Origin of the sequence: Xenorhabdus innexi (genome assembly GCF_002632485.1) — a bacterium.
Lineage (GTDB): Bacteria > Pseudomonadota > Gammaproteobacteria > Enterobacterales > Enterobacteriaceae > Xenorhabdus > Xenorhabdus innexi.
The window spans coordinates 20,163-34,194 of record NZ_NIBU01000011.1; the positions used below are offsets into that span (position 1 = coordinate 20,163).

13 protein-coding genes are annotated in these 14,032 nt (G+C 43.1%); 4 read left to right on the top strand and 9 right to left on the bottom strand.

All coding sequences use genetic code 11. The features are described 5' to 3' along the window. Positions 1-83 precede the first annotated feature (83 nt). A complete protein-coding gene (locus tag Xinn_RS06560; RefSeq protein WP_086955392.1) occupies positions 84-575 on the top strand; it encodes a YajQ family cyclic di-GMP-binding protein in 492 nt (163 codons plus the stop codon). 218 nt (positions 576-793) lie between these two features. Here the strand turns inward: Xinn_RS06560 and Xinn_RS06565 are convergent, their stop codons facing one another. The 9 genes from Xinn_RS06565 to Xinn_RS06605 form a co-directional block, all read right to left on the bottom strand. Continuing rightward, positions 794-2,176 carry an MFS transporter gene (locus Xinn_RS06565; RefSeq protein ID WP_086955393.1) on the bottom strand — a complete coding sequence of 461 codons (1,383 nt, stop codon included), beginning with the start codon at positions 2,174-2,176 and terminating at the stop codon, positions 794-796. A gap of 126 nt (positions 2,177-2,302) precedes the next feature. After that, a complete protein-coding gene (cyoE, locus tag Xinn_RS06570) occupies positions 2,303-3,187 on the bottom strand; it encodes a heme o synthase (protein ID WP_086955394.1) in 885 nt (294 codons plus the stop codon). 12 nt (positions 3,188-3,199) lie between these two features. Continuing rightward, positions 3,200-3,532 carry a cytochrome o ubiquinol oxidase subunit IV gene (locus tag Xinn_RS06575; protein ID WP_086955395.1) on the bottom strand — a complete coding sequence of 111 codons (333 nt, stop codon included), beginning with the start codon at positions 3,530-3,532 and terminating at the stop codon, positions 3,200-3,202. Continuing rightward, positions 3,532-4,143: a cytochrome o ubiquinol oxidase subunit III gene (locus Xinn_RS06580; RefSeq protein WP_086955396.1), complete on the bottom strand. Its 612-nt coding sequence runs from the start codon at positions 4,141-4,143 to the stop codon at positions 3,532-3,534. The genes Xinn_RS06575 and Xinn_RS06580 overlap by 1 nt, the downstream gene beginning before the upstream one ends. Beyond that, positions 4,143-6,125, bottom strand: a complete 1,983-nt coding sequence (gene cyoB / locus Xinn_RS06585) for a cytochrome o ubiquinol oxidase subunit I (RefSeq protein ID WP_086955397.1) — start codon at positions 6,123-6,125, stop codon at positions 4,143-4,145. Before cyoB ends, Xinn_RS06580 begins: the two co-directional genes overlap by 1 nt. Positions 6,126-6,129: 4 nt before the next feature. Further along, positions 6,130-7,107: a cytochrome o ubiquinol oxidase subunit II gene (gene cyoA, locus Xinn_RS06590; RefSeq protein WP_086955398.1), complete on the bottom strand. Its 978-nt coding sequence runs from the start codon at positions 7,105-7,107 to the stop codon at positions 6,130-6,132. A 350-nt stretch (positions 7,108-7,457) separates the two neighbouring features. Next, a complete protein-coding gene (locus Xinn_RS06595; protein WP_086955399.1) occupies positions 7,458-8,219 on the bottom strand; it encodes a nucleoside-specific channel-forming Tsx family protein in 762 nt (253 codons plus the stop codon). Between the two features lie 237 nt (positions 8,220-8,456). Further along, entirely contained in the window at positions 8,457-9,983 is a 1,527-nt protein-coding gene (gene ampG / locus Xinn_RS06600; protein WP_086955400.1) for a muropeptide MFS transporter AmpG, read from the bottom strand. Positions 9,984-10,063: 80 nt separating this feature from the next. After that, positions 10,064-10,651 (bottom strand): YajG family lipoprotein, encoded by a 588-nt coding sequence (locus Xinn_RS06605; protein WP_086956578.1) that lies wholly within the window; start codon positions 10,649-10,651, stop codon positions 10,064-10,066. A 244-nt stretch (positions 10,652-10,895) separates the two neighbouring features. Here Xinn_RS06605 and bolA point away from each other — a divergent pair, with 244 nt between their 5' ends. From bolA to clpP, 3 genes are all read left to right on the top strand, one after another. After that, positions 10,896-11,210, top strand: coding sequence for a transcriptional regulator BolA (bolA, locus tag Xinn_RS06610; protein ID WP_086955401.1), 315 nt, complete (start codon positions 10,896-10,898; stop codon positions 11,208-11,210). Between the two features lie 492 nt (positions 11,211-11,702). Continuing rightward, complete coding sequence (gene tig, locus Xinn_RS06620; protein WP_086955402.1) at positions 11,703-13,007, top strand: trigger factor; 1,305 nt, start codon at positions 11,703-11,705, stop codon at positions 13,005-13,007. 258 nt (positions 13,008-13,265) lie between these two features. Next, complete coding sequence (gene clpP, locus Xinn_RS06625) at positions 13,266-13,889, top strand: ATP-dependent Clp endopeptidase proteolytic subunit ClpP (protein WP_086955403.1); 624 nt, start codon at positions 13,266-13,268, stop codon at positions 13,887-13,889. Positions 13,890-14,032: the final 143 nt, after the last annotated feature.

Sequence of the window (14,032 nt, forward strand, 5' to 3'; positions counted from 1 at the left end):
TTAGCCTGAGAAGTATAGATCTTTTGCCAATAATGGAAAGCGGTTATCATGCCGGATTATTGATTAGCTGGAGGTGACTGGTAATGCCATCATTTGATATTGTTTCAGAAGTTGATATGCAGGAAGTGCGCAATGCAGTAGAAAATGCGCAGAGGGAATTAACCAATCGCTGGGATTTCCGCAATGTCAATGCGAGTTTTGAATTAAACGAGAAGAATGAATCCGTGAAGATCGCGAGTGAATCTGACTTTCAGGTTAACCAACTTATCGATATTCTGCGTGAAAAATTTGCCAAACGGGGAATTGATGGTTCGGTGTTGAATGTTCCTGAAAATATGGTTCATAGTGGTAAAACCTACAGCGTGGAAGCAACCATGCTACAAGGTATTGATACACCGTTAGCGAAGAAAATTGTTAAGCTGATCAAAGACAGTAAGCTGAAAGTTCAGGCACAAATTCAGGGTGAACAAGTACGAGTTACAGGTAAAGCCCGTGACGATCTGCAAAGTGTGATTACATTAATTCGCGGTGCGGAGTTGGGACAGCCTTTCCAATTTACTAACTTCCGTGATTAGTCGTAATATAAACGAATTAATTCTTTTGGTTTGACCAAAATATTTAAGGGAAGCCGGTAATTATTTATTATCTCTTCCCTTAATATACCCGTCGTCTTTCAAGTTGCCTCTTTGTTGGCTGCGCTCATTCACCCCAGTCACATAGCTACCTATGCTCCCGGGGATTCATTCCCTTGCCGCCGCGACGTATCTTGAAATCCATAGGGTATAGATTTTAACTATACTGAGATTTGCTCTGAGTGGGAAATCACAATCTGTTCTAATTGTTCACGGTCAGTCTGCTTAGTATCGACTTTGATATATGCGCTGAGTTCTTCAGGTACAAGAACCACATCTTTCACTCCTACCTGAGAGCGTATTTCCTTTTCCAGAAGATCAGGAGCGCTTAAATTAGCCGGCAAAATAAGTCTGATACTGCTGACATAGGGTGGTTGGCGTAAAGTAATACTGAGAACAAACCAGAACAAAGTAAGAATAATACCAGCCATAAATACCCATGATGCACCTTGCATTTCGTACAGCATACCGCCAAGGCTTCCTCCCAACGCAACCCCAAGAAACTGGCTGGTGGAGTAAATCCCCATTGCCGTACCTTTATATCCTGCTGGTGCTTCTTTGCTGATTAATGAAGGTAAAATAGCTTCCATGATATTAAAAGCAAGGAAGAAAATCTGGATACCGGCAAATATTCCCCAAAGGTGCGATCCTGAAGACCACAAAACAAATTCAGCGATAAATAACATACCGATGCAAAACAGGAAAACCTGTTTCATTCGTCGTTTTTTTTCTGCGTAAATAATAAATGGTAAAACAGCAACGAAGGAAATAAGTGTGGTAATTAAATAAACTTTCCAGTGCTGCTGGGGAGGGAAACCTACTTTTTCCATAACAAGGGGTAGGGCAACAAAACTCGACATCAATAAGGTATGCAGGCTAAGTATACCAAAATTGAGTTTTAACAGTTGAGGGTCAGAAAGTACACGCCGGAAACTGCCACGAACAATACCGGATTCACGGTTTAATAAGTGCTTATGTGTCGATGGTACTGCGAACAGCGTTATTAAGATACCGCAACTGGCAAGGATCGCGATTGTACCAAACAAGCCGTTTAGTCCAATATGATGAGTAATGATAGGGCCGACAACGATGGCAAAAGCAAATGTGATCCCAAAGCTGATCCCAATAAATGCCATCGCTTTTGTGCGATTTTGTTCACGGGTCAGATCTGATAACAGAGCCATAATTGCGGCAGAGATTGCTCCTGTTCCCTGCAAAGCCCTTCCTACAATAACGCCCCAGATGGAGTCGCTAAAGGCGGCAATGATACTACCTAATACAAAAATAAGCAGCCCAGTGATTATTAAAGGTTTTCTGCCTATTTTATCTGAAAGTAGCCCGAATGGGATTTGAAATATTGCTTGTGTTAAACCGTAGATGCCGATTGCAATGCCGATCAGAGCTTCAGAAGCGTCCCGTAATTCTAAACCGTAGGTTGTCAGGACAGGTAATACCATGAACATGCCTAACATGCGTAGAGAAAAAACAGAACCTAAACCCCATGTTGCTCTGAGTTCAAGGGGCGTCATTTTATTATCGTTCACGGGTACCTCATACCTTAACAATTTACCTCAAGAAACTCGATATGACCTTTTAGTCAGACAGGAATAAACCAATACTTGCAAGGGAAAAGGAAAGGAAAATGGCAGGGTAACCCTGCCATTTGAATACTATCGGATGTAAGTCAGTACTATTTCTGGAGATGCCGCAGAATCCACAGACATCATGATACTTAAAGACATGATGGCGACAATAGAAAATATAAATAACTTACGAGCCCAGGCTCGATCATTTGTGGTTTTATAACCTGATAATGCCATACCCAACCACCAGACACTTACCGCAGCGGCAACAATGAGGTATTTGTAACCTGCATAACCACTAATTGTCAGCATCAGCGTAGCAACCATAAATGCCAGAATATAGAGGGTAATGTGGTTTTTTGCCACAGAGATACCCTTAATGACAGGCAAAACTGGAATATTGGCGGCCTGATAATCTTTGAACCGAAAAATAGCAATAGCGTAAGAGTGGGGCATTTGCCATAAGCTGAAGATCAGCAATAGTATCAATGCTCCTGTGTCAAACTGACCAGTTACTGCACAATAACCAATAACAGGAGGTGCAGCGCCTGATAAGCTACCTACCAGCGTGCCATAAATAGACTTCCTTTTCATGTAAAGGCTATAAACCCCTACATAAATGACAAACCCAATAAGAGCTAACTGCATTGCTAAGGCATTGGCTGCTACATAGAGCAGCACCATGCCAGCAATACCTAACACTGAGGCGTAAATCAGGCTGATTTTCGGATTGATAAGCCCTTTCACAAGGACCCTTTCTTTTGTTCTTTCCATGATCCTATCAATATCGCGGTCAATATAGTTGTTAAATACACAACCAGATGCTACTACCAACGATACTCCGACCATTGTTGCAAAGAACAAGGGGTAATCTATTACGCCCTTGGACGCAAGTAGAAAACCACCAATCACAGAAATTAGATTTCCGAAAATAATTCCTGGTTTGGTCACTTGCAGGTATTGCTTAATCATTCAAATCAACCCTTAATCAACCATCATATTGATGTTCAGGTTGTACATAATCCACAGGGAGCCAACAACAACGATGGCAATGACCAACAATGTGAATATTAAAGCAACAAGGTTCCAGCGTTCTTCAGATGAAGTATTCATATGCAGGAAGCAGATGAAATGGACAAAAATCTGAATAACAGCCATGACAACCACGGTGACGAGGATAGTACTGTGTGAAGCAGTACCATCCATTACCATCCAAAATGGGATCACGGTCAATATGACTGACAGGATAAAGCCAATCATATAAGTTTTGAAGCTACCGTGGCTGGCGCCGGTATGAGAAGTATTTGGATGACTCATCACATAGCTCCCATCAGATAAACGACAGTAAATACACAGATCCATACAACATCAAGGAAGTGCCAGAACAAACTCAGGCAGTTCAGACGCATACGGTTCACGTCAGTCAGACCACGGCGTGATACCTGAATCATCAGGATAACGATCCAAATCAGGCCAAAGGTAACGTGCAGACCGTGAGTCGCAACCAGTGCGAAGAAGGCTGACAGGAATGCACTGCGGTCAGGACCAAAACCTTCCGAAATCAGTTTGTGGAACTCGTAAACTTCCATTGAAACGAAGCCCAAGCCCAACAAGAAGGTAACGAACAGCCACAGGTTAACCTGAGCCACTTTACCTTTGTTCATGCTCAGCATAGCGAAACCATAGGTGATACTACTGAATAACAGTAAGAAGGTTTCGACTAATACAAAATCAAGCTCAAAAATATCTTTACCGGACGGCCCGCCCGCTGTGCCGTTAGCCAGTACCACATAAGTGGCAAACAGGCTTGCGAACAGAACCAGGTCACTCATCAGGTAGATCCAGAAACCAAATACTTTATTGGCTCCTGTATCGTGGTGCCCATGAGTGTCATGGGCGGCTGTGTTATTAAGGGTTTGAGTCGACATTATTTCACACCTGCCTTTCTCAGTTCTTCGTAACGCTGATCTTCAACTTTCTCGACTTCAGCCACTGGAACGTAGTAATCAACGTCTTCGTCAAAGCTTTTCACGATACAGCTGATGATGATGCCAGCAAAACTTGCGATAGCCATCCACCAGATATGCCAGATCAATCCAAAGCCTAACGTCAGACAGAATGCACTGATAATCACGCCAGCACCTGTATTTTTAGGCATATGAATTTCTTCATATTTAGCAGGACGCTTATATTCAGTACCTTTTTCTTTCATATCCCACCACGCATCACGAGTCTGGATGTGTGGAACTTCCGCAAAGTTATAGAACGGAGGTGGAGATGAAGTTGACCATTCCAGAGTACGTGCACCCCATGGGTCACCGGTCAGATCACGGTTCTGCTCACGGTCACGGATACTGACGTAGAACTGGATAACCTGACACAGAATACCCAGAGCGATCAGAACAACACCACCCGCTGCAACAACCAGTAAAGGATGGAATTCTGGGTTGATATCCTGGCTCAGACGACGGGTCATGCCCATAAAGCCAAGAGCATACAGTGGCATAAAGGCAACGAAGAAGCCTGTGATCCAGAACCAGAATGCGCGTACACCCCATTTTTCATTCAGTGTGAAACCGAATGCTTTCGGGAACCAGTAAGTCGTACCAGCGAAACAGCCGAATACCACACCGCCGATGATAACGTTATGGAAGTGAGCAATCAGGAATAGGCTGTTATGCAGTACGAAGTTTGCACCCGGTACAGCGAGCAGAACACCTGTCATACCACCAATAGAGAAGGTGACCAGGAAGCCGACAGTCCAAAGCATCGGGGTTTTGAATTCGATGCGACCACGGTACATGGTGAACAGCCAGTTGAAGATCTTAACCCCAGTTGGGATAGAGATAATCATAGTGGCGATACCAAAGAAGGCGTTAACGTTCGCGCCGGAACCCATGGTAAAGAAGTGGTGCAGCCATACGATGAACGACAGGATGGTAATAACAATTGTCGCCCATACCAGAGAGGTGTAACCAAACAGACGTTTTTTCGAGAAGGTTGCCGTAACTTCGGAGAAGATACCAAAGACAGGCAGCACCAGAATATAAACTTCAGGATGGCCCCAAGCCCAGATCAGGTTGATGTACATCATCATGTTGCCACCCATATCATTGGTAAAGAAATGGGTGCCCAGATAACGATCCAGGGTTAACAGTGCGATAGTCACTGTCAGAATTGGGAAGGCTGCAATAATCAGAACGTTGGTACACAGTGAAGCCCAGGTGAAAACAGGCAGTTTCATCATGGACATACCCGGCGCACGCATACGCAGAATAGTCACGAAGAAGTTAACACCTGTCAGCAGGGTACCTACACCGGAGAGCTGAAGACTCCATATCCAGTAATCAACACCTACTCCCGGGTTGTATTCCAGACCGGACAGAGGCGGGTAAGCCAGCCAGCCAGTTTGTGCGAATTCACCGACACCCAGAGAGATGTTGATCAGAGCAACACCCACAACGAACAGCCAGAAGCTCAGGGAGTTCAGGAATGGGAATGCGACATCACGTGCCCCGATTTGCAGAGGAACCACGATATTCATCAGACCAACAACGAAAGGCATCGCCATGAAGAAAATCATGATAACGCCATGCGCGGTAAAGATTTGGTCATAATGGTGCGGGGGCAGGAAACCAGCTTCACCAGCGGAAGCCAGGGCTTGCTGTCCACGCATCATGATGGCGTCAGCAAAACCACGCAACATCATTACCATGGCAACGATGATATACATGACACCGATTTTTTTGTGGTCAACGCTTGTCAACCACTCGGACCAGAGCCATTTCCATTTGCCGAAATAAGTGATGGAACCAACTACTGCCAGTCCCCCGAGAAGGATCGCCAATAAAGTAACCACAATAATGGGTTCATGTAATGGGATCGCATCAAGTGTTAATTTTCCCCACATGTCGTTATTCCTCAACACCTGCATGAGCCGAGTGACTCATATTCATATTATGACCCGCAGCTTCACCATGTTCTGCTGTGTCATGGCCTGTTTTGCCGTGAGACATACCAAACATACCGCCATGACCCATATCACCCATAAACTTGGCGATAGTTTCCTGGAACAGCTTTGGTTTCACGCTTGAGAAGTATTCAACTGGGTTGTTCTGGCTCGGAGTTGCCAATGCATTGAATGCCTGCACTGTGTCCAGAGTTTTCGGTGATGCCTTAACTTTCTGTACCCACTCTTCAAACCCTGCACTATCTTCAGTCGCAGTTGCGGTGAATTTCATGCCAGAGAAGCCATGTCCACTGTAACTAGCTGAGAAGCCGTCGTATTTACCCGCAGAGTTAGCAATTAAGTGCAGTTTTGTCTGCATACCTGCCATTGCATAAATCTGACCACCTAACTGTGGAATGAAGAACGAGTTCATCACTGAGTCAGAGGTAATTTTGAAGTTAATTGGAACATCTTTAGGGAAGACAATTTCATTTACGGTTGCAATACCCTGTTCCGGATAGATAAACAGCCATTTCCAGTCGAGAGAAATAACTTCAATCGTTACCGGTTTCACATCGCTGTCCAATGGCTTATAGGGATCGAGCTCGTGAGTCGTTTTCCATGTAAGCGTAGCCAGTACGATGATAATCAGGATAGGTACAGTCCAGACGACAAGCTCAACTTTATTTGAGTGTGCCCAGTTTGGACGATAGGTAGCAGATTTGTTGGCTTCCCGGTAACGTAAAGCAAAAACGATTGCCATTACGATAGCCGGGATAACAACGATCAGCATCAGGCCAAACGCTGTCAGTATCAGCGTTTTTTGCTCAACGCCGATCGCCCCTTTGGGATTCATCAATACCATATCACAACCGCTTAGCATTAAAGTGGCTGCAAGTAGTGACGATAACCCAATAGTTTTTTTGTATTTCATAAGTCTCATTAGAGCGACCCCAGATAACAAAAGCTTTATTGTCGTTTCATCAGTGCGGGCATTCTACGGTAAGGTTACCGGAGTGTAAACAATTGTAATAGAAGCAGGATGGCTTGTAGGCTTTTTATGCTAGAGGGATCACATGCAATATGATATTTAACAAAAAGTTAACTTCGGGCTGTTATTGTATCCAAAAAATCAAAATACGCAATATTTTTCATATAACCCTATATTTTAAAATATAAATTTTTATATAAAAAATACAGATAACGTTTTAGAACAAACCGCATTTCAACAGATAAATAGTGGATTTTACTATTGGTGAACAGTTTTCAGCTGTTCACCAGTTAAACTAATTATCAGAAGTTATATTTTACACTGTAAACAATACCATCCTGAAGGAAATCTTCCCCTAATTTATTGTCAGCATAACGGTATTGAACTCCGGCTGTAAAAGAAGGATGAGGATTCCACCATAATCCCACTGCGCCGTTGACTCCGTCGCGGCCACCATTTCCGTAACGCTGATTGCGGTTTAGTTCGATTTCATTCCAGTTTGTGACGCTGAATTTCTGTTCCCACAGGTTAAAATCGTATCCGGCAACCCAGCCTGCGACATAACCGTTATTTCCTGAGTAGAAATTTTGGTCAACATAATGTAGAGCAACGAATGGTTTGAACCACACACCTGCGAAAGTTGTGTTATAGCCTAATCCATACAGTGTGTTTACTTCATGGAAGTTACCGCCATTTCCCGGAAGTGAATAGGTTCCATAAACATGTCCATAAAGATTGAAACCTGTTTCTCCCAGATAAAAACGGCCGGTTGTTTTGAAAGCGTAGCGTCGGTTATCACCCGCTTGCGCAGACTTGCTGTTAAATGGGTTTTCTACATCAAAGAAGCCATAAAGTTCCCCCCAGCTGAAACCTGCTCCACCTTCTAGTTCTAGATAAGCAAAGTCATCTTTGTGAGTGGTGTGTCCCGTTTTGTGTGTTGTGTGTTTGCTCCAGTCAAGGTAGTTCATGCTGACATTGGCAAATCCCCACTGGTATTCCGCGCTGGCTGAAGCAGAAACCAAGGCGGCAGCAACTGCGGTGAGTGTCAAAATATGTCTTTTCATAAATTCCCTTTATATGGTTTTTAGATAAATAAAAATATTTTGGATAGTTCAAAACAAAATAAATGTGAAGGTGAGAATAATAATATTTGTTAGCGCAAATATAAATGTTTCCGCTCCAGAAAAGATGTTTTTTGGGTCACATAATTTTATGTTTTTACTATTATTGTGAGAATAGTCACTAAATGAGAACAACAAAAGACTGAACTTTGTCAGTCTTTTGTTGTAGTGGCAGGCATTTTAAGCAAGTTTGCTTTTCTTCAGAGCTATAAAGTCCAGAATACCTCCCAGTAGTAAGCCTATGACACCAATGGCGATACTCCAGGATAACATGGGGTATATAAAGTCACTTATGTTGTTAAAAAGCTGGATATATTTTGGAGATATGGAAAGTACTAAAGTGACAAAGTGAGTAATTACAAATAGCAGGCTACTTATAATTAACCAAGCAATAAAAATAAAAGCAGCGGATGTCATGGTCAGGAAGGCCAGCCGGTAATAGCGACTGAATAATGTCCGGGGAATAAAACTATCCGTTTTTTGCGTATAAGCCAGAGTGCTACGACAAACAAGCAGGAGAGCCAGACCCGGAAATCCAATCACAACGGAAAATAAATAAAACATTGACCAGCCATGAGCTTCGGCAAACCAGCCTGCAACCGGGCCGACATACACTCGTCCTACCGCCGATAGTGCTGAAAGAAGAGCAAACTGTGTTGCCGAAAATGACTTATTACAAAGTGTCATGAGTAAGGCAACAAAAGCTGCTGTGCCCATTCCGCCGCAGATATTCTCCAGAAATATAGCGCCTCCCATGACATAAATATCTTTAGGGGTGACGGCAAGTATCCAGTAACCGAAATTTGAAATGGTTTGCAGGATACCGAAGATCATCAATGCACGGAACAGACTCCATTTCTGCATTAAGTAACCACCATATAGTGCTCCTATAATGGTAGCTGCAAGCCCAAGAGTTTTATTTATCATACCGACTTCGGCCGGATTAAAACCAACTCCCCGGATAAGAAAAGGCGTGCTGAGGGAGAGGGCGAAAGCATCAGCCAATTTATACATAACAATTAGCAGAAGGATAAGCCAGGCGTTATTCCGACTGAAAAAATCAAATAATGGTTCTACCACAGCCTGATGTAATGTTTTTGGCGGTGCAGTATCTATCCGGGGTTCTTTAGCTGTAAGAGTGGCATAGACACCAATCACCATCAGACCAGCCATGAGCCAGTACATGCTGTTCCAGCCAATATAAGTTGTCACCCATAGAGCAAGGCCGCCAGAAACCAGCATTGCCAGCCGATAACCCAATACAGAAATCGCAGCGCCGGTACCCCGCTCTTCCTGTTGAAGCAGATCAGTTTTATAGGCGTCGAAAATAATATCCTGAGAAGCAGAGAAGAAGGCAACAGCAACAGCTAATGCGGCTAACCACCATAAGTGTTGCGAGGGATTAAGAAATCCCATCCCTGCTATGCTGATGATCAGCAAAATCTGGGTAACGAGCATCCATCCGCGCCGCCGTCCCAGAAATGAAGGGGAATAGCGATCCATGGCAGGTGCCCAGAGAAATTTAAAGACATAGGCCTGACCAACTAAAGTGAAAAAGCCGATAGTTTTGATATCAACATCTTCCACAGTCATCCATGCCTGTAGTGTTCCTGCTGTAAGGGCAAGCGGCAGACCGGATGCAAAGCCGAGTAAAAGAAGAATACGGTAGTTACGTATTGCTGATAAGTTAACAGCATTATTTGCCATAAGCCCCTCCAATACTTTCTGCCTATAATCTACGGGAAACCACTTCAATAGAATCGGGCAGAAAGTATATTCATATTCTGTTAGTGAACGTTTTGTTTGATGAAGGTGCTGATTGACGAATCTTGGGCCATATCTGCAATGACATCAGATAGTACAGTATTAACAGCGTCAGCAATTTTCGCGTTAGTGGCACTTAATGGCGCCTGAACATTATAACTCGTGCGGTAGTTCTTGATTTGCTTACTGCCATCCTGCGCATAAACAATCACTGAAATTTCTGCTTTTGCTGAAATATCGTGGCGTAGACTTCCTTCTTTAACAGTGGCATAAAGCTGATTAATAACAACTTGCAAATTGGCATTAGATGGAGAGCCAATCATATAACCACGAGCGACCATTTGCTTTTCTAGTGCTTCTTGCAGTAAAAAGCGTAAATCGCGTGAAGGCAGTAACGTGACTAATTTTGCATCCCGGTTTATTTGAGCCAGGGCTTGAGATTGCCGCTTATCGACCCCACTAATAGTGATTGTGATTGCTTTCATCGTTGGGTCTGCCGATGGCAGTGCAATTTTAGGCTGAATAGCGAGTGTATTGCTGGAATCTGCACAACCAGCCAGGTTGGCTAAAAAGAGAAGTGCAGCAAGTGGAATAAGTATTTTCTTTAGCATGTAAATGGTCTCATTCTGGATATGGATACCCGACATAGTAATACAGATAGTACAAACCGTTGCAATCATAACACTGCCATAGGTAGTGGCATATCCCTAATGCTTACTAATTGAAACATATAGGGAAATGAATAAAATGCATTTGGTTTAAGATATTTAGATGTTCGAATACTATAAATCACAGAAAATAAACTAAAATCAATACATGGTTTATTAATAACCTTTGGTGATTAAGGAGAATGAGATGGTTCGTCAGGAAATAGAAACGAAGTTACGGGCGGCATTTAAGCCTTCTCATCTGGAAGTTATTGATGAAAGCTATCGTCATAATGTACCAGCAGGTTCTGAAAGCCATTTTAAAATCATTGTCATCAGCAATGAATTTATTGATCAGAGGATGCTTAACCGACATCGCTCAGTATACAGTGTTCTGGTTAATGAGATGGCGGGAGGCGTTCATGCACTGGCACTCCATACTTATACCGAAAAAGAGTGGACGGAATTGGAAGATACTGTTCTGGGTTCGCCTGCATGTCGGGGAGGAACAACCACAGTTTGATAATTGTCGCAGAATAGTGCCGCGACTTAATTTTTAATTAATTGGCTTTTCACGTTAAACTACAGCCTTCGGGCTGTATTTTTGTTTATACCCGTTTTTTAAAGTGATAGCGTTGCTGGTTACGCATGTCCCTCAACCACATAATTATTTATGTGTTATGAGGAAACTCTTTTGCCATTGCGCTTTATCTTGGAGTTTATGGGTATATTCATATTGAATAACCAATTATACGATGTGGTTATTGAGCAATGCTTATCACATAAGTCAACGAATATTGCACGCTTTTGCTGGCAATTCTCGACTCATCCTGTCTGCATCGCTATAATGCTGCGTCTAAATTTTTACAATAGTTTCGGGGCGCTTCTGATCACAGGGATTCTCGGTTTTTAAATGCGACCACCCCGGTTCTTGAAGAGTGCTGCAATTTGCCCGTATCGGGCGCTGTAGTATTCTGAAGTTGACCGAGCACTATGATTTTTTTGAGGTAACAAGATGCAAGTTTCTGTTGAAACAACTCAAGGCCTAGGGCGTCGTGTGTCAATCACCGTTCCTGCTGCCGACATTGAAAAAGCAGTTAACAGTGAGCTGGTTAATGTAGCGAAAAAAGTACGTATTGACGGTTTCCGTAAAGGCAAAGTGCCTATGAACATCGTTAAGCAGCGTTATGGCGCCTCTGTCCTGCAGGACGTACTGGGTGATCTGATGCAGCGTAACTTCATCAATGCAATCATTGAGAATAAAATTAATCCAGCCGGTGCACCAAGCTACAAACCAGAACAGTTTAAAGATGGTGAAGACTTCGTTTACGCAGTTGAATTCGAAGTTTATCCAGAAATCGAACTGAAAGGTCTGGAAGAAATTGAAATTGAAAAACCAGTTGTTGAAGTGAAAGATGCAGACGTTGACACAATGCTGGAAACTCTGCGTAAACAGCAGGCTGACTGGAAAGAAACTGAAGCAGCAGCAGCTACAGAAGATCGCGTAACTGTAGATTTTAATGGTTCTGTTGATGGTGAAGAATTTGAAGGTGGTAAAGCAACTGACTTCGTTCTGGCAATGGGCCAAGGCCGCATGATCCCAGGTTTCGAAGAAGGTGTTGTTGGTCACAAAGCGGGTGACGAATTTACTATCGATGTAACTTTCCCTGAAGACTATCATGCTGAAAACCTGAAAGGTAAAGCGGCGAAATTCGCAATTAACCTGAAGAAAGTTGAACAGCGTGAACTGCCAGAACTGACTGAAGAGTTCATCAAGCGTTTTGGTATTGCTGAAGCGACTGTTGACGGCCTGCGTGCAGAAGTTCGCAAAAATATGGAACGTGAACTGAAAAATGCAGTGCGTAACCGCATTAAAACTCAGGTTCTGGATGGTCTGGTTAATGCTAACGAAATTGATGTTCCGGCTGCGGCTATTGATGGCGAAGTTGATGTACTGCGTCGTCAGGCGGCACAGCGTTTCGGTGGCAATGAAGCGCAGGCTCTCGAACTACCTCGTGAACTGTTCGAAGAGCAGGCAAAACGCCGTGTTGTTGTTGGTCTGCTGTTAGGTGAAGTTATCAGCAGCAATGAGCTGAAAGTTGATGATGAGCGTGTCAACGCGCTGATCGAAGAAATGGCTTCTGCATATGAAGATCCAAAAGAAGTCGTTGAATACTACAGCAAAAACCAAGAGATGATGAACAACATCCGCAACGTTGCTCTGGAAGAGCAAGCTGTTGAATTTGTTCTGAGCAAAGCAAAAGTTTCTGAAAAAGAGACAGGCTTTAATGATCTGATGAATCAGAACCAAATGGCATAAGTTTCATTTATTGATTACCTGAGATGATAAATTCTTCTCTCAGTAATGTGAACCCGCAAGCATTGCCTGCGGGTTTTTTTATTGTTCTTGAAAAAAACAGATTTAACCTCATATCCTTTCTTACTATTATGTAAAGGCTTACTACTTTTTATAGAGGGGAGCCCTCTGTTAGTTAACTTTGGATCATGGTCATCATCGCTTATCTCAAGTAGAATCAGTAATGAATGGCACCAGCGTGAGTTCTATTAGGAGACGGAAATGTCATACAGTGGCAAGCAAGATCAATATGCACCTAACATGTCTTTGGTGCCGATGGTGGTTGAACAGACAGCACGTGGGGAACGTGCATTTGATATTTATTCCCGCTTATTAAAAGATCGAATTATTTTTCTGACTGGTCAGGTTGAAGATCATATGGCGAACTTAATTGTCGCTCAAATGCTATTCCTGGAAGCAGAAAACCCAGAAAAAGATATTCACTTATATATCAACTCACCGGGTGGGGTTATCACAGCTGGTATGTCTATTTATGACACAATGCAATTTATTAAACCGGATGTGAGTACGATTTGTATGGGGCAAGCCTGCTCAATGGGGGCTTTCCTGTTAACAGCTGGTGCAAAAGGGAAGCGTTTCTGTTTGCCAAATTCCAGAGTTATGATCCATCAGCCATTGGGTGGGTTTCAGGGACAGGCAACAGATATTGAAATTCATGCGCAGGAAATACTCAAAGTTAAGGCACGTATGAATGAGTTGATGGCAAAACATACGGGGCAATCGCTTGAGAAGATAGTCGAAGATACAGAACGTGATCGTTTCCTGTCAGCTGGGGAAGCCGTAGAATACGGATTGGTTGATAGCATATTCACCCAGCGCAACTAATTTATTGATAATTAATTTATTACTCCAACACTATAATTTAAAGGTGAATTTTTGTACAATCACCTGCTTGGGCGGAGTAATAACAGCGTTTTTTCTGTTATGCCAGATAGACTGGGATAACAGCTCATAAAGTGAGGTTGACT